General features: G+C 65.7%; 24 protein-coding genes and 3 tRNA genes. 19 read left to right on the forward strand and 8 right to left on the reverse strand.

All coding sequences use genetic code 11. The features are described from left to right. Nucleotides 1-23 precede the first annotated feature (23 nt). The 9 genes from KCTC_RS01355 (at nt 24) to KCTC_RS01395 (ending at nt 9152) form a co-directional block, all read left to right on the forward strand. Entirely contained in the window at nt 24-950 is a 927-nt protein-coding gene (locus tag KCTC_RS01355) for a DNA-3-methyladenine glycosylase family protein (RefSeq protein WP_231998782.1), read from the forward strand. 190 nt (nt 951-1140) lie between these two features. After that, nucleotides 1141-1941, forward strand: coding sequence for an MlaE family ABC transporter permease (locus tag KCTC_RS01360; RefSeq protein WP_125566071.1), 801 nt, complete (start codon nt 1141-1143; stop codon nt 1939-1941). After that, on the forward strand, nt 1941-2771 hold the full coding sequence (locus KCTC_RS01365) for an MlaE family ABC transporter permease (protein ID WP_125566073.1): 831 nt from the start codon (nt 1941-1943) through the stop codon (nt 2769-2771). Before KCTC_RS01360 ends, KCTC_RS01365 begins: the two co-directional genes overlap by 1 nt. Nucleotides 2772-2776: 5 nt before the next feature. Further along, nucleotides 2777-3781: an MCE family protein gene (locus tag KCTC_RS01370; protein WP_231998913.1), complete on the forward strand. Its 1005-nt coding sequence runs from the start codon at nt 2777-2779 to the stop codon at nt 3779-3781. Nucleotide 3782: 1 nt separating this feature from the next. Further along, complete coding sequence (locus KCTC_RS01375) at nt 3783-4826, forward strand: MCE family protein (protein ID WP_125566077.1); 1044 nt, start codon at nt 3783-3785, stop codon at nt 4824-4826. Between the two features lie 5 nt (nt 4827-4831). Then, nucleotides 4832-5809: an MlaD family protein gene (locus KCTC_RS01380; RefSeq protein WP_164512426.1), complete on the forward strand. Its 978-nt coding sequence runs from the start codon at nt 4832-4834 to the stop codon at nt 5807-5809. Next, complete coding sequence (locus KCTC_RS01385) at nt 5806-6837, forward strand: MCE family protein (RefSeq protein ID WP_125566081.1); 1032 nt, start codon at nt 5806-5808, stop codon at nt 6835-6837. The genes KCTC_RS01380 and KCTC_RS01385 overlap by 4 nt, the downstream gene beginning before the upstream one ends. Before the next feature lie 8 nt (nt 6838-6845). Then, nucleotides 6846-7982, forward strand: coding sequence for an MCE family protein (locus KCTC_RS01390; RefSeq protein ID WP_164512427.1), 1137 nt, complete (start codon nt 6846-6848; stop codon nt 7980-7982). A gap of 12 nt (nt 7983-7994) precedes the next feature. Continuing rightward, entirely contained in the window at nt 7995-9152 is a 1158-nt protein-coding gene (locus KCTC_RS01395) for an MlaD family protein (RefSeq protein WP_125566085.1), read from the forward strand. 9 nt (nt 9153-9161) lie between these two features. On the opposite strand, the gene KCTC_RS01400 is transcribed toward KCTC_RS01395, so the two are convergent. Beyond that, nucleotides 9162-10403, reverse strand: coding sequence for a phospholipase D-like domain-containing protein (locus tag KCTC_RS01400; RefSeq protein ID WP_125566087.1), 1242 nt, complete (start codon nt 10401-10403; stop codon nt 9162-9164). 72 nt (nt 10404-10475) lie between these two features. Here KCTC_RS01400 and uvrB point away from each other — a divergent pair, with 72 nt between their 5' ends. From uvrB to KCTC_RS01425, 5 genes are all read left to right on the forward strand, one after another. Next, complete coding sequence (gene uvrB / locus KCTC_RS01405) at nt 10476-12614, forward strand: excinuclease ABC subunit UvrB (RefSeq protein WP_125566089.1); 2139 nt, start codon at nt 10476-10478, stop codon at nt 12612-12614. Between the two features lie 247 nt (nt 12615-12861). Continuing rightward, a complete protein-coding gene (locus KCTC_RS01410) occupies nt 12862-14142 on the forward strand; it encodes an MFS transporter (protein WP_231998783.1) in 1281 nt (426 codons plus the stop codon). 85 nt (nt 14143-14227) lie between these two features. Next, a complete protein-coding gene (locus KCTC_RS01415; RefSeq protein WP_125566091.1) occupies nt 14228-15475 on the forward strand; it encodes a glycosyltransferase family 4 protein in 1248 nt (415 codons plus the stop codon). 10 nt (nt 15476-15485) lie between these two features. Next, a complete protein-coding gene (locus KCTC_RS01420; protein WP_125566093.1) occupies nt 15486-16205 on the forward strand; it encodes a class I SAM-dependent methyltransferase in 720 nt (239 codons plus the stop codon). Further along, nucleotides 16202-17317 carry a prenyltransferase gene (locus tag KCTC_RS01425; RefSeq protein WP_125566095.1) on the forward strand — a complete coding sequence of 372 codons (1116 nt, stop codon included), beginning with the start codon at nt 16202-16204 and terminating at the stop codon, nt 17315-17317. Before KCTC_RS01420 ends, KCTC_RS01425 begins: the two co-directional genes overlap by 4 nt. Here the strand turns inward: KCTC_RS01425 and KCTC_RS01430 are convergent. Both KCTC_RS01430 and KCTC_RS01435 read right to left on the reverse strand, forming a co-directional pair. Continuing rightward, nucleotides 17294-17935: a class I SAM-dependent methyltransferase gene (locus KCTC_RS01430; RefSeq protein WP_197715221.1), complete on the reverse strand. Its 642-nt coding sequence runs from the start codon at nt 17933-17935 to the stop codon at nt 17294-17296. The two genes, KCTC_RS01425 and KCTC_RS01430, sit on opposite strands and share 24 nt — an antisense overlap. A 20-nt stretch (nt 17936-17955) precedes the next feature. Further along, nucleotides 17956-18795 (reverse strand): SDR family oxidoreductase, encoded by an 840-nt coding sequence (locus KCTC_RS01435; protein WP_231998784.1) that lies wholly within the window; start codon nt 18793-18795, stop codon nt 17956-17958. Between the two features lie 116 nt (nt 18796-18911). Between KCTC_RS01435 and KCTC_RS01440 the strand changes: the two genes are divergently transcribed. The 3 genes from KCTC_RS01440 to KCTC_RS01450 all read left to right on the forward strand — a co-directional run bounded on the left by KCTC_RS01440 (nt 18912) and on the right by KCTC_RS01450 (nt 19211). Then, nucleotides 18912-18984: transfer RNA gene (locus KCTC_RS01440), tRNA-Gly, on the forward strand. 61 nt (nt 18985-19045) lie between these two features. After that, a tRNA-Cys gene (locus KCTC_RS01445) sits at nt 19046-19116 on the forward strand. A gap of 20 nt (nt 19117-19136) precedes the next feature. After that, nucleotides 19137-19211 (forward strand) — tRNA-Val (locus KCTC_RS01450). A 50-nt stretch (nt 19212-19261) separates the two neighbouring features. Here the strand turns inward: KCTC_RS01450 and KCTC_RS01455 are convergent. Then, the gene (locus tag KCTC_RS01455) at nt 19262-20239 is read right to left on the reverse strand and encodes an alpha/beta hydrolase (RefSeq protein WP_125566100.1); all 978 of its coding nucleotides are present in this window, start codon (nt 20237-20239) and stop codon (nt 19262-19264) included. Between the two features lie 170 nt (nt 20240-20409). On the opposite strand from KCTC_RS01455, the gene KCTC_RS01460 reads away from it, so the two are divergent. Then, complete coding sequence (locus KCTC_RS01460) at nt 20410-21228, forward strand: aminotransferase class IV (protein ID WP_125566102.1); 819 nt, start codon at nt 20410-20412, stop codon at nt 21226-21228. Here the strand turns inward: KCTC_RS01460 and KCTC_RS01465 are convergent. Both KCTC_RS01465 and KCTC_RS01470 read right to left on the reverse strand, forming a co-directional pair. Then, on the reverse strand, nt 21217-21675 hold the full coding sequence (locus tag KCTC_RS01465; protein ID WP_231998785.1) for an SsgA family sporulation/cell division regulator: 459 nt from the start codon (nt 21673-21675) through the stop codon (nt 21217-21219). The genes KCTC_RS01460 and KCTC_RS01465 overlap by 12 nt on opposite strands. 19 nt (nt 21676-21694) lie before the next feature. Then, complete coding sequence (locus tag KCTC_RS01470) at nt 21695-22609, reverse strand: 5'-3' exonuclease (protein ID WP_125566104.1); 915 nt, start codon at nt 22607-22609, stop codon at nt 21695-21697. A 55-nt stretch (nt 22610-22664) separates the two neighbouring features. On the opposite strand from KCTC_RS01470, the gene KCTC_RS01475 reads away from it, so the two are divergent. Next, the gene (locus tag KCTC_RS01475; RefSeq protein ID WP_408636098.1) at nt 22665-23423 is read left to right on the forward strand and encodes a polyprenol monophosphomannose synthase; all 759 of its coding nucleotides are present in this window, start codon (nt 22665-22667) and stop codon (nt 23421-23423) included. 15 nt (nt 23424-23438) lie between these two features. Here KCTC_RS01475 and KCTC_RS01480 read toward each other — a convergent pair whose 3' ends face one another. Beyond that, entirely contained in the window at nt 23439-23822 is a 384-nt protein-coding gene (locus tag KCTC_RS01480) for an RNA polymerase-binding protein RbpA (protein ID WP_125566106.1), read from the reverse strand. Nucleotides 23823-23952: 130 nt separating this feature from the next. After that, entirely contained in the window at nt 23953-24714 is a 762-nt protein-coding gene (locus KCTC_RS01485) for a glycerophosphodiester phosphodiesterase (protein ID WP_125566108.1), read from the reverse strand. Nucleotide 24715: the final 1 nt, after the last annotated feature.

Below are 24715 nucleotides of genomic sequence, written 5' to 3' on the forward strand. Positions count from 1 at the left end.
GCCCGAAGTCTAGGCTGCGGCACGTGCAGGAGCAGGGACCGGCTACCAGGGTGTGGCGGCCGGACCACGCGCTCGACCTTCGGCTCCTGCTGGTCCATCGGCACGGCGCGCAGGACTCGTCGTACGGGCTCGAAGGCGGACCGGACGTGCAGGCGGCTCGCCATTGGCGCGGCGTACGCACTCCGATCGGCCCGGGCACCATGGCGATCTCGCGGGCATCGGGTGGCGTCCTGGCGGAGGCGTGGGGACCGGGTCGTGACTGGTTGCTGGACCAGGTGCCGGACCTGCTCGGCGAGTCGGATCGGCCCGAGGAGTTCCGACCGTCCGATCCATTGATCCGTGATCTGCTCGCCCGGCACGGATCGCCGCGTTACGGCAGATCAGGTCGCGTCATCGAGGCACTGGTCCCGACGATCTTCGAGCAGAAGGTGACCGGTCAGGAGGCGTTCGCAGGCTATGCGAACCTCCTCCGGCGATTCGGCGACGTGGCGCCCGGCCCCAGGGACGACCTGAGGATCCTTCCGTCTCCCGACTCACTGCGCAGCATCCCGAGTTGGGACTGGATCAAGCTGCCGATCGACTCGGGCCGATCGCGGCCGCTCCTGCGGGCGATGGCCGTCGCGGACGCGCTCGAGCGCGCCGAACAGCTGTCGGCAGAGGTCCTCGGTCAACGGCTGCGCAGCCTCCCCGGAATAGGGGAGTGGACCGAGGCCGAGGTGCGGCAGCGTACGCACGGAGACCCCGATGCGGTCAGCTTCGGTGACTACCATGTCGCGGCCAACGTCGGATGGGCGCTGACGAACGCACCGTGGACCGACGACCAGATGCGCGAGTACCTGGAACCGTTCACCGGGCACCGCCGCCGAGTGGTCGATCTGATCACCTCGTCGGCCGGCGCACGACCCCGTCGAGGCCCTCGAATGTCGCCGCGTACACACCTGCCGAAGTAGCCCTGAGCGTGTCTCGCTCCGGTCTAGACCAGTGGCCACCGGACGGACATGAAGTCGAGAAACTTGATGTGACCCAAGTAACTGCGACAGTGTGTTCGCCGTTACACTCCTGAATTCCAGATCAACTGAGGGGGCGAGTGGTGGGATCTGTTTCCCATGCCTGCGTGGCGACGTCCACGGGGTGCTCACGATGAGCTTTACCAGCGACATGACCCGGCGCGCGAAGGCTGGGATCACGACAGGTGGCAACCTCGTCCAGCTCGGTGCCGAGTCCTCGACGTTCGTCATGGTCGACATCATTCGGCGCAAGTTCAGTTGGAGTGAGTTCTTCCTCCAGGCGTGGTTCATGGTCCGCGTTTCGCTGGCACCCACGATCCTCGTGTCGATCCCGTTCGGCGTCATTCTTTCGGTCCAGATCGGTGCAGTTGCCTCACAGGTCGGCGCGGTCTCCTTCACCGGCGCGGTCAACGGCATCGGCGTTCTGCGTCAGGGAGCACCACTCGTCGCGTCCTTGATGATCGCCGGCGCGGTCGGATCTGCGATCTGCTCCGACATCGGCGCTCGAACGGTCCGTGAAGAGATCGACGCGATGAAGGTGATGGGCATCAACCCGGTCCAGCGTCTGGTCTCGCCGCGCGTACTCGCCGCGCTGGTCGTGTCCCTCATGCTCGCCGTGATCGTGGCCATGACCTCGATGGCCACTGCCTTCATCCTGGTCGTCGGCGGCGGTCAGGTCTCATCCGGGACGTACGTGAACTCGTTCGTGGCGTTCAGCAAGCCGTGGGACCTCTACATGGCCCTGATCAAAGCCCTGATCTTCGGCTTCATCGCCACCATCGTGGCCTGCCACAAGGGCCTCTCGGCACGGGGCGGTCCGAAGGGCGTGGCCGACGCGGTCAACCAGGCCGTCGTCCTCTCGGTCATCCTGCTGGCGGTCGTCAACGTGGCGCTCACCGAGGTGTACGCGATGTTCTCCGGAGAGGGAGTCTGATGGCGAGCGTCCTGTCCCGAGTGACGAATCCTGTCGTCGACGCGTTCGCGACCGTCGGCGACTTCGCGACGTTTGCTGCCAGCACGTTTGCTGTGGTCCCGAGCACCATCCGGATGTACAGCAAGGAGATCCTCCGCCAGCTGAAGGACATCGCCTGGGGCAGCGGCGCGCTGCTGGTCGGCGGCGGCACCGTGGGCGTCATGGTTCTGCTCTCACTCGCGGCTGGTACCTCGCTTGGCATCGAGGGCTTCAGCGGGTTGCAACTGGTCAGCCTTGCCCCTCTGACCGGCTTCATCTCCGCGAGCGCCAACACCCGCGAGCTCGCCCCGCTCATCGCCGCGCTGGCTCTCGCAGCACAGGTCGGGTGCCGCTTCACCGCCCAGATCGGCTCGATGAAGATCTACGAGGAGGTTGACGCCATGGAGGTCATGGCGATCCGACCGATCCGCTACATCGTCGCCACCCGCGTGATCGCCTGCATGATCGGCATCATCCCGCTCTACCTGATCGGTCTGATCGGCTCGTACCTCGCCTCGCAGTGGTCGGTCGTGTTCCTGTTCCACCAGTCACCGGGCCAGTACCAGCACTACTTCGACACCTTCATCCTCGGCCGCGACGTCCTGTTGTCAGTGATCAAGATCGTGGTCTTCGCCGTGGCGATCACGCTGATCCACTGCTGGTACGGCATGGGCGTGGGTGGCGGGCCTCAGGCCGTCGGGGAGGCTACGGGCGCGTCGATCCGCGCCAGCATCGTGGTGGTCGTTCTGCTCAACATGTTCATGACGCTCATCTTCTGGGGTGGCGCGTCCGGATTCCGGATCTCGGGGTGACGTCGATGTTGAACAAGAACAGAGGGACCAGGCCCCCCACCAAGAATCAGTTGGCGCTACGAGGCCTGATCTTCATCGGCATCATCGCCCTGCTGGTCGGCCTGATCGAGTTGCAGCACAACGGCGCCTTCGGCGGTCAGCCGAAGGTGACCGCTCAGCTTCGCAACGCCGGCGGCTCGTTGCCCAAGAACTCCGACGTCAAGGACAACGGCGTCATTCTCGGCTTCGTGAGCTCGGTCTCGCCCGGACCGAACGGCCTGGTCGACGTTCAGCTCACACTGAAGGACTCGACCATCAAGACGATCCCGGCAGGTGTGGTGGCGCGCATCCTTCCCGCGAACGTGTTCGGTACCTCGTACGTGGACCTGGCGCTTCCGCCGGATGCGACTGCCACCGGCGCCTTGCAGCCGGGCGCAACGATCCCTGCGGACACTCGATTCGACACGATCGAGTTGCAGAACGCTCTCGACGACATCGACCGCCTGGTGAAGGCGCTCTCGCCGAAGGACTTGTCCGCGGCGTTGGGTGCGATCTCGCACGCCCTGGACGGTCGTGGCACGACGATCGGTCAGACGGCTGTCGAGTTCGACAACTACCTGAAGGTGCTGCAGCCCGAGATCCCGACGCTGCGAGCCGACATCGCCAAGAGCGCTCAGGCTCTGGGCGTGGTCAACAAGGTGGCACCCGGTCTGCTCAATGCCACCGGTCACGCGCTCAACCTGCTCGACACGTTCGTGCAGCACCAGGCCGACCTCGATGCCCTGCTGAAGTCGGGCATCAACCTGGCCAACACCTCGAGCGACTTCCTCGCGAAGAACTCGCCCCAGCTGATCAAGTGGCTGCACGACGTGAGCCAGCTGACCGACGCGCTGTACGACAACCGCCGACTCGGCATCACCGGCCTCATCCAGGTCAACGCCCTGCTCGGCCAGTTGCTGAACACCGCCGTCACCCGGGGCTACGTACGCGTCGACATCAACCTCGTTCTCGCCGCTCCGAGGGGCTACTGATATGACCGGGCTCAGGACGGTAATCGTCAAGTTCAGCATCTTCGCAGCCGTGTCGGCGCTGCTGTTGTTCATCCTGCTCAACACGATGCTCAACCCGGTGTCGGGGGCGACGAACACCTACTACGCGAAGTTCCAGGACGTCAGCGGGCTTCGGGTCGGCGACGACATCAAGGTCGCCGGCGTACGCGTCGGCCGGGTCTCCGCGATCAGGACCGACCCAGGTGCGAACGGTTCGTACGACGGCGCCGTCGTCTCGCTGCAGATGCAGCGATCGCAGCCGATCCCGACGAACGCTGACCTGATCATGCGCTACCAGAATCTGGTGGGTCAGCGGTACCTGTCCATCCAGTTCCAGGACGCGAACGGCAACGCAATCGCTCCGGCCACGACGAGCATCCAGAACGGTGGCTGGATCGACAAGACGGACAAGGGCTTCGACCTCACCGATCTGCTCAACGGTTTCCAGCCACTCTTCAAGGAGTTGAAGCCCGAGGACGTCAACACGCTCTCGAGCACCCTCATCCAGGTGCTGCAGGGTGAGGGCCCGACGGTCGAGTCTCTGCTCGTGCAGACCGGGCAGTTGACCACATTCGTCGCCAATCGCGACAAGGTCATCGGCAGCGTTCTCGACAACCTCACCCCGGTACTGCAGGACTTCGCCGCCCACGATGCCGACCTGCGGACCACGGTCCTCAGCCTGAAGGACATGTTCACCAGCCTCGCGAACGATCGGCTGCAGATCGGCGGCGCCATCGACGGCCTCTCCAACCTCGTGGTCACGACCAACAGCATCCTCGGCCAGGTCAAGGCGCCACTCGAGGGTACGGTCGCCGAACTGCGTCAGGCGGCGGACATGCTCGCCGCCAGCCGTACCAACCTGGTCAACGGCATCAACGGCTTCAGAACGGCCATCTCGGGCATCGGACGCGCAACCTCGTACGAGAACGCGCTGAACATCTACGTCTGCGATCTCAGCATCGCGGTCGGAGGCCTCCCCGCAGTCAACCCGGGTAACCCGGCCAACGGTTCGGCGGTGTGCAAGTGAAGTCCGTGTCCACCCGCGACCCGTACAAGGTCGGCCTCGGTCTCATCGCGGTGATCGCGATCCTCGGCGTAGTCCTCGTTCTGCTCGCCAAGGCGAGTTTCGGCACTCACGACCATGAGGCGGTGTTCAAGAACACCGGCGGCCTGCGTCCCGGCGAGGCCGTCGAGGTACGCGGCGTGCAGGTCGGCAAGGTCACCTCGGTCTCGCTCGACTACACCGATCGGGACCCGCAGGGGAGCCCGACGGTCCTCGTCAAGTTCAACATGAACAGCGACATCTCACTGGGACAGCAGACAACAGCGACCGTGAAGGTGGCCACGCTGCTGGGTACCCACTACCTCGAGGTCGACCCGTCCGGCCCCGGCGCTCTCGGCCGGATCCCGTTGGCGAGTACGAACGTTCCGTACAACCTCCAGGACGCCCTCGACAAGGGCTCCGACGTGGTCGGCAAGCTCGACACGAAGGTGATTGCCAAGTCGCTGGTCACCCTGGCCGACACGTTGGGTGACTCGAAGAACGCCATCGGGCCAGCCCTCCAGGGAGTCAGCGCAGTCTCCATGCTGATCGAGAAGCGCGGCGAACAGACTGCCGCGTTGCTCACCGCCGCCTCGGCGGTGACGAAGGAACTCAAGGACAATTCCGGCAACCTCACTGTGCTCATGCAGCAGGCCAACCTGGTGCTGACCGAGATCAACTCCCGTCAGGACGCGATCAAGCAGCTCCTGTCGCAGTCGGTCACGCTGGCCACCATGGTCAGCAGCCTGATCCAGAACTCCCGCGCGGACCTCAAGCCTGCTCTCACGTCGTTGGATGCGGTGATCCAGACCTTGAACAGCCAGTCCAAGCAGTTGCAGGCCGGGTTCGACCTGCTGGCGCCATCGGTCCGCTATGTCGCCAACGCGGCCGGCAACGGTCCGTGGCTCGACCTGTGGGGCCAGGATCCGCTGCTGCCCGCCGATGACTCGACCGGAGGCCTGCTGTGAAGAAGATCGGTATCGCAGTAGTGGCACTGCTGCTGGTGATCGGCCTGGTCATCTGGAGTCCGTGGACCTCGAACAAGAAGCACATCACCGCTGTGTTCCAGGATGCCGCGGGGCTCTTCGTCGGCAACGACGTGGGTGTGCTCGGTGTCCCGGTCGGCAAGGTCACCTCCATCACGCCGAATGGCGCCGATGTGAACGTGGTCATCGAGGTTCCGAACAGCGTCGACGTCCCGGCCAACTCCTTCGCCAAGATCGTGGCCCGCTCGGTTGCAACAGACCGGTACGTCGAGATCCAGCCCTACATCAGTGGTGCCAAGATGCAGGACGGCGGCACGATCCCGGTCTCGAACACCGCCTCACCTGTCGACTTCGACGCAGTGCTCAAGTCCCTCGACGTGCTGTCGACCGGACTCAGCAACTCGCCTGAAGCCAAGCAGGCAGTGCAGCGGCTCGTTGACTCCGCCTACACGGCACTCAACGGCAAAGGCCCGCTGCTGAACCAGACGATCACCAGCCTCGGCGGGTCGACGAAGATCCTGGCGGACCAGCGCCAGAACATCGTCGACCTGATCACGTCGCTCGACGATGTCGTCAAGGTGGTCAACAAGAACCAGGGGACCGCGAACACCTTCATCAAGCAGGTGTCTCAGGCGAGTGTCCTTCTGGCGTCGCAGAAGCAGAGCTTCCATGCTGCTCTGGTCGCGCTCAACACCGTGGTCGCGCAACTTGCCCAGTTCGATCACGACAACCGGGCCCTCATCACGTCGAACCTCACCGACGCGACAACCCTGATGAAGACGGTGCTCAGCCGTCAGAACGAGGTTTCAGAGATCCTGGAGACGTTCCCGGCCGCGTTGCGGAATCTGCATGACGCCGTGTCCGGCGGTCGTCTGCGTGTCCGGCTCGAGCCGACCACGCTGTTGCCGCTCGGGTCACTCCTTCAGAAGCTCTGCACGGGCGCGCTCGATCCTGTGTGCACGTTGATCGACGGCACGTCCGGCCTGACGACCCTCTTCCCGGGACTCTAGGAGCGATGATGCACATTCGACGTACGAGTGGCCTTCTCGCTCTGGCGATGCTCGGCCTGACCGCCTGCGGTCCCACGTTGGGCAGCCTTCCCCTTCCGGGCAAGGGCGTCTCGGGCAACACGATCCACGTGACGATGGAGTTCGGCGACGCGCTGAACCTCGCGCAGGGCGCGCCGGTCAAGGTCAACGGGGTGGACGAGGGCAAGGTCCAGAAGATCTGGGTCGACAACTACCACGCAGTCGCTGACGTCGAGATCAAGACGGACGCGAACCTTCGCAAGAACATGGTCGGGCGTCTGCGCTACACCACCCCGTTGGGCGAGTTGTACGTCGACATCACGAACCCGCCGACCGGGGAGATTCTCAAGGGTGGGGAAACCATCCCGTTGGCGGCCACGACCACGGCACCCACGGTCGAGGACGCTCTGTCGTCGGCTGGTCTGCTGATCAATGGCGGTGGCCTCGGCGCGATCGAGAAGATCTCGACCGAGTTGAAGCACGCTTTTGTCGGCAAGGAGCCGGTGTGGCGTGACCTGCTGGTGCGGATCAACTCCACGGTCACCCAGGCCAACGCCTCGACCAAGGACTTCGACGCGGCCCTGACCGCTCTCAACGGGGTTTCGGTGACGCTCGGGAAGAACCGCCAGGTCATCGACCGAGCCCTCAAGGAGATCGCCCCGGCGGCCGCCGTACTGAACTCGGAGGCGCCGAATCTCACTCAACTCCTGACGGCGGTCGAGAAGTTCGGCAGCCAGGCGAACTCGACACTCCAGGCGAGCAAGACCGACCTGCTGACCACCTTGTCCGAGGTGCAACCGGTGCTGGCGGAGCTGGCAGCAAACAAGGGCAGCTGGGCCAAGAGCCTCGATGCACTCGTGCTGGCGGCGAACGCCGTCAAGCGGATCATTCCGGGCGACTACCTGAATCTGGGCGGCAGCCTCAATCTGACGACCGATCTCCTGAGCGGTCTCGGAGGTACCGGTGGAACGGGCGGGACCGGTGGCGGCGGAGGTACGGGGGGCGGCGGGGTGTCCGGCATCACAGGCACCGTTGGCGGCATCATCAACAAGCTCATCAACGGAATCGTCGGGAAGCCGGGCCCACAGAAGTGCACCGGAATTCTCGTCGCGGGCATCTGCCTCTAAGGGGACGTGACCATGTTGAAGAAGATCCTCACGGACAAGCTCTACCTCAGCCTCGTCGGCGTGATCGCCGTGTTCCTGGCGGCGGTCGCCTGGGTGTACTCAGGCGTCCTCGGCGTCCCGCTGTTCCGCAGCACACCGTCGGTGACCGTCAACCTTGCAGCAACCGGTGGGCTCTACGTCGGCTCGCCGGTGACCTTCCGGGGCGTGAAGGTCGGCAAGATCACCTCGATCAACCTGTCCGGCAAAGGCGTGGCGGCGCATTTCGACATCACTACCGGAACCAGCGTTCCCGGCCCGACAGCGGCCAACAACGTGGTCGGCAAGGACGGCACTCCGGTCCAGCCGTACGCCCGTGTACGCAGTCTGTCACCAGTCGGGGAGCAGTACCTCGACCTCGAGCCGCTGTGCACCCAGCCGGTGCAACCCGGCCAGACCTGTCCTCAGTCGGACTACGCGCAGCCTCTCAGGAACGGCGACACGATCAACGCCGCAGCGACCGACATCCCGGTCACCCTGGGTCACACGGTGGAGGGCCTGGACCAATTGCTCAAGCAGATCGATGAGAAGAAGTTGAAGGCGTTGCTGACCACCGCCGCGACCGGCTTCGGTGGCACTGGTGACGCACTCGGCAGCTCGTTCGACAACATGCACCTCCTGCTGGACGACCTCGCGAAGGTGCAACCGCAGACGATCGACCTGATCCACAACGTCAGCCCGACGCTGGACATCATCAACAACAACTCCGGCGACCTCCAGGCGCTCGCCAACAGCGCCAACGACTGGGCGACGTACCTGGACGCCAACAAGTCCGACCTGGTCACGCTGCTGCAGCAGACGCCGGCAAACCTGGCCACGCTCCAGGGCCTGGTCAACTCGTGGGCGCAGATCCTGCCGACGTTCTTCCCGACGGCGCTGCAGTTCGGCACGCTGACAACGCAGCACAACAACGCGATCCGGCAGTTGCTGGCGTCGTACGCGCCTGGTCTTGCCGCCGTCGAGAGCACCGTCTGGCAGGGTCGGTTGAACCTGTTGCTGATCGGAAGCCACGACATGCGCTGTGGCAACTACGGGACGACGCGACACACGCCGAAGACGACGGGTACGACGCTTCAACCCAACGCGCACTGCACCGCGGTCCCGCGCGGCGAGAGGGCCAAGGTCACGAACTGACGGCGGCTCTCAGAGCAGCGGTCGCAGGGGGCGCAGGATCAGCTCGGTGAACTTGCGGTGCACGTCGCGCGCCTGCCACTCGGCTTCAGTGAGTTCGAGCGAGTTGGTGAGGTCGAGCCGGAACGTGTCCTCGAGTTGTTGTGCGAGGCCGGGGTCGACGACCTCCATGTTGACCTCGTAGTTGCCCGACAGGCTCAGCCGGTCGATGTTTGCAGTGCCGACCGTCGACCATTCGCCGTCGACGGTCGCGCACTTGGCGTGGATCATCGCGTCACGGAAGCGGAAGACGCGTACGCCGCCGTCGAGGAGCTGCTGGAAGTAGCCGCGGGCGATCCAGTCGGCCACGATGTGGTTCGACTTCAGCGGGAGCAGGATGCGTACGTCGACCCCGCGAAGGGCAGCATCGTTGAGTGCGTCGACAAAGTCCTGGTCCGGCATGAAGTACGCGGTCGTCAGCCAGACGTTCCGGCTCGCCCGGTTGATGGCATCCAGATACATCGCCCGGATCGGGAACAGCCAGAGCCGCGGGACGTTCTTCTGGACGCGTACGTGCGGGTCCCAACTGGTCTGGCCGTTGTCGTGGATCAGCGGACGTTCGCGGCGACCGAACCGCCTGCGGTGGTGCAGGTTCCAGAAGTCGACGAACGTGCGACGTAGCTCACGGGCCGCCATGCCGGTGACCTGCAGGTGCGTGTCGCGCCATTCGGTGGCGTACGTGGTGCCGATGTTGTATCCGCCGACGAACCCGACCTCGTCGTCGACCACCATGATCTTGCGGTGGTCCCGGCCGTACCGGCTCATCCGCAGGAAGCCGAGGCCCGTCGGAATGGTCGGGTAGCGCAGCACGTGGATGGCCGCGGGAAAGCGTTTGAACCGTGGCGGCACGACCATGTTCGCGAAGGAGTCGTAGATCGCGTACACCTCGACGCCGCGGGCTGCGGCTGCAACGAGCGCGTCCTTGAAGCGCCTGCCGATCGCGTCGCCCTTCCAGATGTAGGTCTCGAAGAGGATCTCGTGCTCAGCGGTGTCGATCGCCGCGATCATCTCGTCGTACAGGTCACTCCCGTACGTGTGGAGCGTGAACGACCCGTCTCCGAGTGGTGTGGTCGTCGGTCGCTGGTGCGGGAAGGGGAGGGTACGCCGTCCCTGCCGGCGGTACATGTCGACGAGCGTCATCCCGATCGCCAGGACGAACGGCACAGCCAGGGTGGACACGAGCACACGACGCAGGTGACGCAGCAGCCTCAGCACGGTCGCCAATCTATCGGCTGGCCCACGGCAGCGACCGCGTTTCTGTCGGTGGTGGGTCGTACGCTCTGAGCCATGCGACCAGTCACTGATCTCGAGCGCCGCGTCGCCCCCTTCGAGGTGATCTCGGACTACGAGCCCGGGGGCGACCAGCCGGCGGCGATCGCGGAGATCACCCAGCGCCTGCAGGCGGGGGAGAAGGACATCGTCCTGCTCGGCGCAACCGGTACGGGCAAGACCGCGACCGTCGCGTGGGTCGCGGAGCAGGTGCAGCGCCCGGTGCTGGTGCTCCAGCCGAACAAGACCCTCGCCGCCCAGTTCGCCAACGAGCTCCGGCAGCTGATGCCCAACAATGCGGTGGAGTACTTCGTCAGCTATTACGACTACTACCAACCCGAGGCGTACGTCCCTCAGACGGACACCTACATCGAGAAGGACTCCTCGATCAACGAGGAGGTCGAGCGGCTGCGTCACAGCGCGACGAACTCGCTGCTGACCCGACGCGACGTGATCGTGGTGTCGACGGTGTCCTGCATCTACGGTCTCGGCACGCCCCAGGAATACATCGACATGATGCTGCGGCTGCGGGTCGGCGAGCAGCATGACCGGGACACGATCCTGCGACGCCTCGTCGACATCCAGTACACGCGCAACGACATGGCCTTCACCCGGGGCACGTTCCGCGTGCGCGGCGACACCCTCGAAATCTTCCCGGTGTATGAGGAGCACGCCGTCCGGGTCGAGTTCTTCGGTGATGAGATCGAGCGACTGATGTCGTTGCACGCCGTGACCGGCGAGGTGCTGACCGAGGACCAGGAGCTGTACGTGTTCCCTGCGACGCACTACGTGGCCGGTCATGAGCGGATGGAACGCGCGATCGGCGGGATCGAGTCGGAGCTCACCGCGCGCCTTGCCCAGTTCGAGACGGAGGGCAAGCTCCTCGAGGCGCAGCGACTTCGGATGCGCACCACGTACGACATCGAGATGATGCGTCAGGTGGGCAGTTGCTCGGGGATCGAGAACTATTCGATGCACATCGACGGCCGCTCGCGCGGCACGGCTCCCAACTGCCTTCTGGACTACTTCCCCGAGGACTTCGTCGTCGTGGTCGACGAGTCGCACGTGGCGATCCCGCAGATCGGCGGCATGTACGAGGGCGACATGTCTCGCAAGCGCAACCTCGTGGATCACGGATTCCGTCTGCCAAGCGCGATGGACAACCGCCCGCTCAAGTTTGAGGAGTACCTGGAGCGCATCGGACAGACGATCTACCTCTCGGCGACGCCCGGCAACTACGAGTTGGACAAGGCCGGCGGCGACCGGCCGCCGTACGTGGTGCAGCAGATCATCCGTCCGACAGGTCTGATCGATCCCGAGGTGATCGTGAAGCCCACCAAGGGCCAGATCGACGATCTGATCCACGAGATCCGTACCCGCACGGTGAAGAGCGAGCGCATCCTCGTCACCACACTGACCAAGAAGATGTCCGAGGACCTCACTGACTATCTGCTCGAGGCCGGGATCCGTACGCGGTATCTGCACTCCGAGGTCGACACCCTCAAACGGATCGAGTTGCTGCGCGACCTGCGACTGGGTGAGTACGACGTACTGGTCGGGATCAACCTTCTGCGGGAGGGGCTCGACCTGCCCGAGGTCTCGCTCGTCGCGATCCTGGACGCCGACAAGGAGGGCTTCCTCCGGTCGGACAAGTCGCTGATCCAGACGATCGGACGCGCCGCCCGCAACGTCTCTGGCCAGGTGCACATGTACGCCGACCGGATCACGCCGTCGATGGCTGCGGCGATCGACGAGACGAATCGTCGTCGCCAGATCCAGGTGGCGTACAACACCGAGCGTGGCATCGACCCGCAGCCGCTGCGCAAGAAGATCGCCGACATCACCGAGATGCTGGCGCGCGAGGATGAGAACACCCAGGAGCTGCTCGACACCTGGGCCGGGACTGAGGCGAAGCGCCGGGGCGGGAGCAGCGCCCGGATCCGTCAGACCGTGCCGGTTCTCGGTGATGCCACCCAGTTCGCGGCACGTGATGCGGTCGGTATGCCGAGTGCCGAGTTGGCGGGCCTGATCCAGGACCTGACGGACCAGATGAAGGCCTCTGCTGCCGAGCTTCAGTTCGAGGTCGCTGCCCGTCTACGAGACGAGATCCAGGACCTCAAGAAGGAACTGCGACAGATGATGGAAGCAACGAAGTGAGGAGCGAGCACCGGGCGCCGAAGGCGCACGAGTGCTCGCGACGAACGAGGAGCAGTGGCGCGCAGCGCCACTCGGCAACGAAGTGAGGTCCCGGGCGCCGAAGGCGCACGAGTGCTCGCGACGAACGAGGAGCAGTGGCGCGAAGCGCCGGCCGGCGACGAAGTGAGGTCCGACGAACGAGGAGCAGTGGCGCGCAGCGCCACTCGGCAACGAAGTGAGGCCGCGCCGACACCGATAGCCTCAGACTGTGCTCCGCCTGACTCCCTTCACCGCATGGATGATCGGCGTTGCGGCGTACCTGTTCGCCGGCTTCAATCGCTCCAGCCTCGGCGTGGCGGGACTCCTCGCAGTTGATCGATTCCACATCTCGGCGGCCGAACTCTCTGTCTTCACCATGGTCCAGCTCCTGGTGTACGCGTGCGGCCAGGTACCGGCAGGACTGCTGGTTGATCGCTTCGGGCCGAGGGCCGTCCTCACCTGCGGTGCCGTCCTGATGACTGCGGCGCAAGCAGGCTTCGCGCTTGCCACCACCTATCCCGAGGGCATTGCAGCGCGGATCGTCCTCGGCGCGGGCGACGCGATGACGTTCATCTCGGTCGTGCGGCTGATTGCTCTTTGGATGAACCCGCGCGGTGTCGCGCTCTACACCCAGCTCACCGGCGCCGTCGGCCAGATCGGTGGGATCGCTGCAGCCATCCCGCTGTCCATGGTGCTCCAGGCCAAGGGATGGACCACCTCGTACCTGCTGGCGGCGGCACTCGGCCCCCTCGTCATTGCCGCATTGCTGCTCGTTCTGCGAGATGCGCCGGAGGCCAGGACAGTGCGAGGCACTCCGTTGGGTGTTCATGAGGTGTCGCAGAACATCCGGGTCGCGTGGCGTCAGCCCGGCACGAGGCTCGGCTTCTGGGTGCATTTCACGCTGCCTTTCAGTGCCACCGCCCTAGGCCTTCTGTGGGGGTTCCCGTTCCTGGTCAAGGGGGAGGGGCTGTCCCACTCGACAGCGGCCGCACTGTTGTCGCTGCTGACCTTCGCCGCGGCTGTCTGCGGACCGCTCCTCGGCTGGTTCGTCGGCCGGCATCCGTGGCACCGGTCAACCATGGCCCTGGTCCTGATCGCGGCGATGGCGGTCATCTGGGCCGCAGTGCTCTTATGGCACGGCACCACCCCGATCCCGCTCCTGGTGGTGCTGATGCTGGTCTGTGGCGTCGGGGGGCCCGCGTCGCTGATCGGCATCGACATGTCGCGTACGTCCAACGCCGCGCAGCGCCAGGGCAGCGCGTCGGGTCTGGTCAACACCGCCGGATTCTTCGCCTCACTCATCGCCGTGGTCGGCATCGGCTTGGTGCTGGACCTGCAGGGGAGTGGCACCGACTACCCGCTGGGTGCGTTCAGGCCGGCACTTGCGTTCCAGTACGCCCTGTGGTTCACCGGCGTGATCCAGATTGTTCGCTACCGCCTACTTCTGCGTAACCTAGTCTCGCGAGAACAGGTTCTAGGCGGGGATACATCTGTCGATCTCGTTCGTTGATCAGGCTGAGCCGGACGAATGAGTGTTACGCGTTGTACCGGTTAGGCTGTCTCGTCCATCGCACGGTCCGGCAAGGGGGTCAAGAGTGCGCATCGCCTTGCTGTCGTACCGAAGCAAACCACACGTGGGCGGGCAGGGGATCTACCTCCGCCACCTCTCTCGAGAGCTCGTCGCGCTCGGCCATGAGGTCGAGGTCTTCAGTGGACAGCCGTATCCCGAGCTTGACGAGGGCGTACGCCTCACGAAGGTTCCCAGCCTGGATCTGTACCGGGAGCCGGATCCGTTCCGGATCCCGAAGTTCAAGGAGTTCCGCGACCGCACGGATGTTCGCGAATTCCTGGTGATGTCGACCGGCGGATTCCCCGAGCCGGAGACCTTCGCGACCCGCGTGGTGAAGTTGCTCGCCGAGCGGCAGGGCGACTTCGACATCGTGGTCGACAACCAGACGCTCGGATCGGCGATGCGTGACATCGAGGCGTTGGGCTTCCCGTTCGCGGCCACGATCCACCACCCGATCACGATGGACCGCCGGATCGAGCTCAAGGCCGCACGCAATCCGAAGAAGAAGTGGGGCGTGTGGCGGTGGTACGGCTTCGTCAGCCGCCAGATCCGCACCGCCCGGCACATTCGCACCATCATCGTGCCGTCCGAGTCGTCCAAGCGCGACGTCGTACGCGAGTTCGGCCTTGACCCGGCGCGGATCACGACCGTCCTCCTGGGCGTGGAAGACCGGTTCCTTCCGCCGACCACGCCGCGGATCAAGGGGCGGATTCTTGCGATGGCGAGCGCCGACGCGCCACTCAAGGGCATTGCCACCCTTCTCGAGGCATTCGCGAAGCTGCGTACCGAGCGCGACGTCGAACTCGTGCTGGTCACCAAGCCCAAGGCGGGCGGCCGCACTGAGCGGCTGCTGGACAAGCTCGCGATCGCCGACTCGGTGCATTTCGTGCACGGGATCTCTGATGAGGACCTGGTTGCGCTGATGGGTTCGGCCGAGGTCGCCTGTGTGCCGTCGCTGTACGAGGGCTTCTCGCTGCCGACGGCCGAGTTGATGGCCTGCGCCACGCCGCTGGTCGTGTCCCGTGCCGGAGCCATCCCCGAGGTGGTCGGGCCGGATGGGCTGTGCGCTGATCTGGTCGAGCCGGGCGACGTGGGCCAGTTGGCCGCGGCCGTGGGCAAGTTGCTGGACGATCCCGAGCGCCAGGTGGCCTACGGTGCCGCCGGCCGCAAGCGAGTCGAAGAACTTTTCAGTTGGCGTGCTGCGGCGGCCAACACTGCTGCGGTCTTCGAGACCGCGATCGAGGACTACCACCGACGGATCAGTCGGGGCTGAGGAGAACACCATGCTGACTGTTGATTTCGACCGACTGGGCGTCGAGCCCGGCGACCGGGTGCTCGACATGGGTTGTGGCGCCGGCCGCCACGCCTTCGAGCTCTACCGTCGTGGCACCGACGTCGTTGCGTTCGACCAGGACGCCGACGAGCTGGCCAAGGTCACCGAGTGGTTCTGGGCGATGAAGGAGGCCGGCGAGGTCCCGGCGGGCGCCGAGGCGTCCACGAAGGAGGGCGACGCGCTGCAGTTGCCATTCGCCGACGGTGAGTTCGACCGCATCGTCGCTGCCGAGGTCCTTGAGCACATTCCGGCCGACATCCAGGCGATCGCGGAGCTCGTGCGCGTCCTGCGCCCGGGCGGCACGCTGGCCGTCTCCGTCCCGCGCTGGTTCCCCGAAGCAGTGAACTGGGCCCTGTCGGAGGAGTACCACTCGAACGAGGGCGGCCACATCCGCATCTACACCGACGCCGAACTGATCACCAAGGTCAAGAACGCCGGCATGCAGTTCGACGGCAAGGGGTACGCCCACGGATTGCACGCTCCGTACTGGTGGATCAAGTGCGCGGTCGGCGTCAACAAGGACGACCACCCGCTCGCCAAGGCGTACCACCGCCTGTTGGTCTGGGAGATCGAGAAGAACCCGCCGGCCCTGCGAGCCGTCGGCAAGGTGCTCGATCCGATGATCGGCAAGTCGATGGTGCTCTACTTCACCAAGCCTGAGGCCGCATGACGGCAGGTACGCCCCACGCCGCCCCTTCGGTCGACGGCATCCTCACCGCCGAGCAGGTCGTCGCCACCGCACGAGCCATCGTGGCGATGCAGGAGCCGCAAGGCGCCATTCCGTTCACGACCGGCCAGCACGCGGACATCTGGAACCACGTCGAGGCCGCCATGGCGCTTCTCGCCGCCGGACTCGTGGACGACGCCGAGCGAGCGTACGCGTGGGTCCTGCCCTGGCAGCGTCCTGACGGCTCGTGGCCGGCGCGCGTCGAGGCGGGCGTGGTCAGCGACGACCGTGGCGAGTCGAATGTCTCGGCCTACCTGGCCGTCGGTCTCTGGCACCACTGGCTGATCCGACGCGATCGCGCGTTCCTGGACCGCTACTGGCCCGCCGTACGCGCCGGCCTCGACTGGGTCGTCGACCAGCAGTTGTCCTTCGGCGGCATCGCCTGGACCTCGGAGAACCGGTTCGCACTGCTGGCCGGATGCTCCTCGATCTACCAGTCCCTCCGTGCCGGCGTGGCGCTGGCCGACCTGATGGACGAACCGCAGCCCGAGTGGGAGCTCGCAGGCGGCCGTCTTGGACATGCGCTGCGCGAACACCGCGACCTGTTCGAGGACAAGTCGAAGTACTCGATGGACTGGTACTACCCGGTCCTGGGGGGCGCCGTACGCGGGCCTGCCGGATCGGCGCTCCTCGACTCCAAGTGGGACGAGTTCGTGGTCCCGGGTCTCGGCGTGCGCTGCGTCAACACGAACCCGTGGGTCACGGCTGCCGAGAGCAGCGAACTGGTGATGGCTCTGGACGCCCTGGGCCAGGACGACCTTGCGTACGAACTGCTGCGCGATGTGCAGCTGATGCGCGACGCCGACGGTGCCTACTGGACCGGCTGGGTCTACGGCGATCCGAACCATGAGAACGAGCACACGGACGTCTACTGGCCGCCAGAGCACACCACCTACACCGCAGCCGCAATCATCCTTGCCGTCGACGCTCTCGGCGAGCGCCACGGACACTCGACCCCCGGCTCGGGGATCATGCGGGGCACGTCCCTGGCTCCGGACTTCCCGGAAATCGCCTTGGAGTGCGGCTGTGACTCAGAGGCTGCCCGGCTCGCCTGACGTGCGCCGCAGCAGTCGGAGCGAACCGACGTCCTCGATCTCCTCGTACTGGCCGCTCGCCAGCGCCGGCAGGTAGATCTCCTCGTACGGCGGGCGGCCGCCGTCGGCAGGGTCCGGGAACACGTCATGGATGGCCAGCAGGCCGCCGACGGCCACCCAGGGCGCCCACGAGAGGTAGTCCTGCCGCGCTGGCTCCACGCCATGGCCGCCGTCGATGAACAGCATTGAGATCGGCGTGCGCCAGTGCCGTGCGACGACGGGGGAATCCCCGACGATCGGGACGACGGTCCCCTCGAGCTGAGCGACCTGCATCGTCCGACGGAAGTTGGCCAGTGTGTCCATCAGCCCCGTGGTCGGGTCCACGAGGCTGTCGTCGTGATGCTCCCACCCGGCCTGGTTCTCCTCGGAACCCCGGTGGTGGTCGACGGTGAAGACGGTGGAATCGGCGAGTTGAGCCGCAGCACCGAGATAGATCGCCGACTTCCCGCAGTACGTACCGATCTCGACGATCGGTCCATGCGCGGCGCGGGCCAGCGCATACTCATAGAGCGCCTGTCCCTCGTCGTCCGGCATGAAGCCCTTGGTGGCACTGGCGAGGGCGAGAAGGGTGTCGCTCATCGGGTTCATCAAGGTCGCCCTCACTCGCGGACGGCGTTCGGTAGGTCGACAAAGATGTCCGTGATGATGTCGTCGCCAGATCCGTACTTGCTCAGGTCAGTGACGCCCGCCCCGCTCAGCACGTCCACGTCGAGGTAGCTGCGGCCAGTCACCTCCGCGGAGGGCTTCCGGAGGAGCTCGATCGCGGAGTCAGCCATGATCTCCGGGGTACGCGCCCGGCGCATGCCTTCCTCGCCACCGAGGATGTTCTGGACCGCAGCCGTGGCGATCATCGTCTCCGGCCACAAGGTGTAGCCGGCAATCCCTTCGGCACGGAACTCCTCGGCAAAACTCAGCGTCAGCAGTGTCATGCCGTACTTGGCCAGCGTGTACGCCGGGTGGGCGCCGAGCCAGTACGGGTTCATGTTCAGCGGTGGCGACAGAGACACGATGTGAGCGTTCGTGGACGCCCGCAGGTGGGGGAGGGCCGCCTGGGTGAGCAGGAACGTGCCTCGGCACTGGATCTGCTGCATGAGGTCGAACTTCTTGACACTCACGTTCTCGGTCTTGTTGAGATCGATGGCGGAGGCGTTGTTGATGACGACGTCGATGCCTCCGAACCGCTCGGCTGCGAGCTCAGCGGCGCGCAGCGTGCTCTCCTCGTCGCGTACGTCGCCGACAACCGCGAGAGCCTGGCCACCAGCCGCCTCGATCTCTGCAACAGCCGTGTGAATCGTGCCCGGCAGGCGCGGATCCGGTACGTCCGTCTTCGCGAGGAGCACCAGGTTGGCTCCCTCGCGCGCGGCAGCGAGGGCGATCGAAAGACCGATGCCACGGCTGCCCCCGGACATGAGGATGGTGCGGTTGGCGAGTGAAGTCACTCCGGAAGACTAGTGAGTGGCGTACAGATGACAACGGTGTGACCCCGATTTGGCTGTCCGAAAACGGGTCGGCTAGTGTTTCACCCGTTGCCGAGGCCGACAGGCTGAGGAAACATGCGGACGTAGCTCAGTTGGTAGAGCGCAACCTTGCCAAGGTTGAGGTCGCGAGTTCGAGCCTCGTCGTCCGCTCGGAGAGGTCTCTCCACGGTGTGGGCAAGCGTTAGTGACAAGCTCCAGCGTTTGGCCTCGCGGTGGGTTGGCCGAGAGGCGAGGCAACGGACTGCAAATCCGTGTACACGGGTTCAAATCCCGTACCCACCTCGACAAAAATTCATAAGCACGGGCGATTGGCGCAGTGGTAGCGCGCTTCCCTGACACGGAAGAGGTCACTGGTTCAAACCCAGTATCGCCCACCATCACGAAACGGTCCCTGACCTGCGGCAACGCGAGTCAGGGACCGTTTTGGTCAGCCCACCTGGTCCCGGTGACGAGCAGGCGCCATCCAGACTCGCTCACAGAAGTCTGCGGCATGCTCGAGCGCCGCCCGAGCCTCGGGGATCCACCCGGCCATGGCCTGGAAGACGTGGACGTCGAGGTTCCACTGCCGGAGCTCGACGTCGGCCCCTGCGGACTGCAGATCGGCGGCCAGAGCCTCGATGTCCGGGTAGAGCGATTCGCCTGCCGCAGCCTGTATCAGGATCGACGGCAGGTCGGGGCCGACCGCATCCTGCGGTGTGAGGTGAGCGGACGAGATCTCGCGGCTCGTCGCGTACCGAGCCATCGTCGGGATGGCGCGTGGGCCGAAGATGGCGCACCCGGGGTAGTCACGTTGGTCTGATTGGTCACGCCACCCGGGCAGCGGACTGTACGTGACACCGGCGGCCGGCATCGGAAGCCCCTTGGCCGCGGCATGCGCCAGGGTCGAGAAGACCAGGTACCCACCTGCTGAATCACCCATCAGGATGGTCTCGGAGGCAGGGGTCTGAGCCGTCAGGGCTGCGTACGCGGTGGCGCAGTCCTCCACCGAGGCCGAGATCGGTGAGCGGGGGAGCTGTCGGTAGTCGACTGCCAGGATCTCGGCTCCGGTCGTTGCCGCGATCTGGGACAGCATCCCGCGATGCAGGTGCCAGCCGCCGACGATGAACGCTCCGCCGTGGAAGTAGAGGATCCGCCGACCAGTCGCAACATTGTTCGGCGTGACTCGTTGGACCGGCACGCCGCCGAGTTCTGTGCGCTCGAACGACGTTCCCGGGACCACCCACGCGAGCAGGCCTGCGTAGTCGATGGCCCGGTAGGGCCACGGGAACCATGGAGCCAGCGACCAGACACCGATGATGGGGCGGACAGTCCGCCGCAGGACCAGACTCAGGCCACGGGCCCGCAACGACATCGGAGCGAGGGCCGGCGAGGACTCGCCGACGCGCGCGCACAGGGGCAGGAGCACGTTCCATGACCTTCAGTTCGTGCGACGCCTGGCGGCGATCGCGTACCCGGCACTCTTGCATGCAGGAGCCGCACGACGACGTTCATCGACCCAACTTCCGCAAAACGTGTCTGGTCGGACAGGCCGGGACCAACCAAAGAGCCCCTGGGCCCTGATCTAAGGTCGTACGCATGCAGGTGTGGGTGAACGGATCTCTCCTCGCTGACCCGACGCAGCCCGTCGTGTCGGCATTCGACCACGGCCTGACCGTTGGCGACGGTGTCTTCGAGGCGATCAAGATCCTCGAAGGGCAACCCTTCGCGCTGGGACTTCATCTTGATCGCCTCGATCGAAGCCTTGCTGGGCTGGGGCTGCCGTCTGTGGAGCGGTCGTATGTCGAGCAGGGCGTGGCGGCCGTGCTCGGCGCCGCGTTCATTCCGCACGGACGTATCCGCGTGACCGTCACCGGCGGGCCCGCGCCGCTCGGCTCAGGCCGTGCCGATCACCCACCGACCGTGATCGTGGCTGCGTCGGCTGCCCCTGTCTCGCCTGAACAGACCTCTGTCGTCACGGTGCCGTGGCCGCGCAACGAGCGTGGCGCAACAGCGGGCCTCAAGTCGACCTCGTACGCCGAGAACGTCATCGCGCTGGCAGAAGCTCAACGCCATGGTGCGACGGAGGCCATCTTCGCGACGACGACGGGCCTGTTGTGCGAGGGGACCGGCAGCAACGTGTTCTACGTCGTCGGTGGGGAATTGCGTACGCCGACGCTGGCCACGGGCTGTCTTCCGGGAGTGACCCGTGCCCTGGTCCTGATCTGGTTCGGTGGACGCGAGGTGGACGAGCCGATCGAGGTCGCCGAAAGTGCCGACGAAGTCTTCCTGGTGAGCACCCTGCGCGACGTTCAGGCGGTCACGCGGTGGGGCGATCGGGAGCTGGCCGAAGGACCGATCACACGGGCGGCGCGGGCGCGCTGGCGCGAACGCGAACGGGACGAACTAGGCCGCTGAGGACAGCAGCGCCTCAGCGAGGGCGTCGAGGTCCAGGAAGTCGCTCTCGGTGCCGACGGGAACAACCGCGATGGATTCGGCCACGAACTCCTGCAGCTCACGGGTCGGCGCCTGGCCGACCAGGTGACCGTTGGGGGAGCTGAAGTCCAGGACGGTCACGGCGCGCGCGTCCTCATCGATGCTGGGATACACCTTGATGTCGCCCTCGCCCGCAGGCGAGGTCAGACCCTGCAGCAGCAGATGGCGAGCCATCATCCACACGACGTCGCCACTGCCGGCGTGGAAGGTGAGGGTCACCGCGTACGGGTCCGTCTTGTCGTACGACATCGTCGTCGGCACATCCACGGACCGACCCCACGGGTCCACGCAGGCAAGCGTGATGTCCTGATCGATCCCGGTCTGGTGACTACGGCGCATGCCGATGAGACGTACCGTCCGCTGCTCCATGACGCGGATTCCGGAAGACTCAGCGAGTGATCGCGGCCACAACTCGTTCGACCGGCGATCCGAGGTCGTACCGCTGCGTGAGCGCCTGCAGAACCGCTGGGTCGTGCGGCGTACTCGGGGTCTCGGTCCCCACCAACGACAGTGGCAGCGTACGCGCCACGCCGACGACCGTGGGAGCGACCTCGAGGTAGTCGGCGCCGGCCAGGATCTTGCTCCGGACGCTGGGGGAGAGGGCCGTCGCGGGGTCCTGGGCGGCGGACTGGATTCCCGCGAGGTCGCCGTAGGTCTGCAGCAGGGTTGCCGCGGTCTTCTCACCGATTCCGCGTACGCCGGGCAGCCCGTCGGACGCATCGCCGCGCAGGGTCGCGAAGTCGGCGTACTGGGCCGCGTGCACGCCGTACTTGGCAAGGATCCACGCATCGTCGACGCGATCGTGCTGGGCTACGCCCCTGGTCGTGTAGAGGACCCGTACGTTGCGCGCATCGTCGACCAGTTGGAACAGGTCCCGGTCACCCGTGACGATCGCGACGGGCCCGGTGGCCATCGTGCTGAGCGTGCCGATCACGTCGTCGGCCTCGTGGTCATCAGCACCGATGACGGCGATCCCGAGGGCAGCCAGGACGTCGAGAATGATCGGGATCTGCGGCTGCAGATCATCGGGCACCACCTCGACCGCCACGCCGTCGGCCTCGCTGCCGACACGGGCTGACTTGTAGGAGTCGATCAGTTCCACCCGCCACGTGGGGCGCCACGAGTTGTCCCAGCAGCACACCAGGTGGGTCGGTTGATACTGCGAAACGAGCGTCGCGATGAACTCGAGGAGACCCCTCACGGCGTTGACCGGCGTGCCATCAGCCGCACGGGTGTCCGGCACACCGAAGAACGCCCGGAAGTAGAGCGACGCCGTGTCGAGGAGCATGAGTCGGGGTTCCACGTCTGCATCCAACCATGTCGCTACGCTTGCCTCTTCCAGAGCAAGGAGTGCACCGGTGCCTGTTGACGGCTTGGGTCGTGTCGTGATGGTGATCCCCACCTTCAACGAGGTGGAGAACATCGAGTGGATCGTCGGCCGACTTCGTCGCGCGCAGCCCGGTGTGGACGTCCTGGTCATGGACGACAACTCCCCGGACGGCACCGGCGACCTGGCTGACGCCATGGCTTCGGCCGACCCGCACATCCATGTCATCCACCGCACCGAGAAGGCGGGCCTCGGCGCCGCGTACCTCCACGGCTTCGCCTGGGCGCTGGAGCAGGGCTACGACGTCATCGGCGAGATGGACGCGGACGGCTCGCACCAGCCGGAGGAGCTGTACCGACTGCTGAACGGGTTGCACGCAGCCGATCTGGTCATCGGCTCGCGCTACATCCCCGGCGGCTCGGTGCTGAACTGGCCGATCAAGCGACTCATCATGTCGCGTGGCGGCAACTTCTACGTCCGACTCCTGTTGGGCACCGAGATCCGCGACATCACCGCCGGGTACCGCCTCTTCAGGCGCTCCACCCTCGAGGCGATCGACCTGAAGTCCGTGGAGTCGGCGGGCTACATCTTCCAGACGGACCTCGCGGCGCGTACCGTCCGAGCCGGACTCACGGTGGCCGAGGTTCCGATCCAGTTCGTCGAGCGCGTACGCGGGAACTCGAAGCTCGACGGATCCGTCGCCAAGGAGTCCATCAAGATGGTCACCCGATGGGGGATCGCCGAGCGGAAGAGCCGCATCTCCGAGCGCAAGGCTGCCCGGGACGCGTGAGCGAGGCGCAGAAGGTCAGACGGAGGTCTTCTTGCGGCGCGACGGACGGTGCAGGTGCGCCGGCCCGATCTCGCCGTCACGCAGCAACTCCAGGCGCTCCTTGAGGATCTCCTCGAGCTCCTTCTCCGACCGACGTTCGAGCAGCATGTCCCAGTGCGAACGCACCGGCTTCTCGACCTTCGCCTCCGGGTTCTCCACGGCCGCGTTGGTGGCCTCGGAGCCGCAGCGCTGACATTCCCAGTGGTTGGGTACGTCGGCCTCGTCGGACATCGTCACCTCGAACCGGTGACCCCGGGTGCACACAAAGGTGACCTGCTGGCGGCCGGCGAACTCAATGCCGCGCTCATCCTCGAAGCTCTTGCCACCGAGACTTGCTCCGCGCAATGTCCGCTCTGCCATCTGGCACCTCCCAGGTCGTTTGGTGATGAGACTCCCGGGCATCGATGTCATGACGCCGGTCGAGGGTCTGCCTTCTTCAACGGTTGCGCAGTCGGATCCGTTCCCGCAACCCCCGACGCGCCACGAATCGCTAGTTCGTCCGCCAGAGGCCGTGGGTGATCAGGACGTCCTTCAGCAGGTCCGTGCGGTCAGTCATGATCCCGTCGACCCCGAGAGCGATGAGCCGCTCCATCTCGGTGGGCTCATCGATCGTCCACACATGAACATGCTTGCCGGCTGCGTGAGCGTTGCGAACGAACCGGCGGGTGACCACTTCGACCCGACGACCCCTGATGCTGGTGTGGACAGGCACCTGCAGCGCGACGCAGGGGAGGGCACGCAGCAGCCGAGCCACGAGTGGCGACGGGCACAGCACGAAAGCTGCAACCTCCCGCGGATCCGCCGACGTGGGCACCTGGCCGGCGGTCAGACGTCGGAATCTACGCAGCCGAGCCGACGAGAAGCTGCCGACGATGACCCGCCCGGAGAGTTGTCGACGAGTCACGAGATCGGCGAGGGGTCCGGTGGCGTCGTCGGCCTTGATGTCGACGTTGAAGGTCACGTCAGGGAACGCGTCCACGAGCTCGGCGAGTGTCGGGATCGCGTGGCGCCCGCCCACCCGTGCCTGCCCGATGGTGCCGGACGGCAGCTCAGCCAGACGTCCGCTTCCGTCGGTCACCCGATCGAGCTCATCGTCGTGGAACGCGAACAGCACGCCGTCGATCGAGGCATGCACATCGGTCTCGAAGTAGCGGTACCCGAGGTCGTACGCGTGCTGGAACGCTGCGAGCGTGTTCTCCAGGCCCACGATCTCCGGGTGGGTCGCTCCGCCACGGTGCGCGAACGCGAGCACG

The organism is Nocardioides baekrokdamisoli (assembly GCF_003945325.1).
Lineage (GTDB): Bacteria > Actinomycetota > Actinomycetes > Propionibacteriales > Nocardioidaceae > Nocardioides > Nocardioides baekrokdamisoli.

Excerpts from the sequence above, each read along its gene's own strand:
- KCTC_RS01420 (WP_125566093.1), top strand. The coding sequence starts at position 15,486 with ATGCTGACTGTTGATTTCGACCGACTGGGCGTCGAGCCCGGCGACCGG.
- KCTC_RS01460 (WP_125566102.1), top strand. The coding sequence starts at position 20,410 with ATGCAGGTGTGGGTGAACGGATCTCTCCTCGCTGACCCGACGCAGCCC.
- uvrB (WP_125566089.1), top strand. The coding sequence starts at position 10,476 with ATGCGACCAGTCACTGATCTCGAGCGCCGCGTCGCCCCCTTCGAGGTG.
- KCTC_RS01365 (WP_125566073.1), top strand. The coding sequence starts at position 1,941 with ATGGCGAGCGTCCTGTCCCGAGTGACGAATCCTGTCGTCGACGCGTTC.
- KCTC_RS01375 (WP_125566077.1), top strand. The coding sequence starts at position 3,783 with ATGACCGGGCTCAGGACGGTAATCGTCAAGTTCAGCATCTTCGCAGCC.
- KCTC_RS01425 (WP_125566095.1), top strand. The coding sequence starts at position 16,202 with ATGACGGCAGGTACGCCCCACGCCGCCCCTTCGGTCGACGGCATCCTC.
- KCTC_RS01390 (WP_164512427.1), top strand. The coding sequence starts at position 6,846 with ATGCACATTCGACGTACGAGTGGCCTTCTCGCTCTGGCGATGCTCGGC.
- KCTC_RS01395 (WP_125566085.1), top strand. The coding sequence starts at position 7,995 with ATGTTGAAGAAGATCCTCACGGACAAGCTCTACCTCAGCCTCGTCGGC.
- KCTC_RS01360 (WP_125566071.1), top strand. The coding sequence starts at position 1,141 with ATGAGCTTTACCAGCGACATGACCCGGCGCGCGAAGGCTGGGATCACG.
- KCTC_RS01465 (WP_231998785.1), bottom strand. The coding sequence starts at position 21,675 with ATGGAGCAGCGGACGGTACGTCTCATCGGCATGCGCCGTAGTCACCAG.
- KCTC_RS01480 (WP_125566106.1), bottom strand. The coding sequence starts at position 23,822 with ATGGCAGAGCGGACATTGCGCGGAGCAAGTCTCGGTGGCAAGAGCTTC.
- KCTC_RS01430 (WP_197715221.1), bottom strand. The coding sequence starts at position 17,935 with ATGAGCGACACCCTTCTCGCCCTCGCCAGTGCCACCAAGGGCTTCATG.
- KCTC_RS01370 (WP_231998913.1), top strand. The coding sequence starts at position 2,777 with ATGTTGAACAAGAACAGAGGGACCAGGCCCCCCACCAAGAATCAGTTG.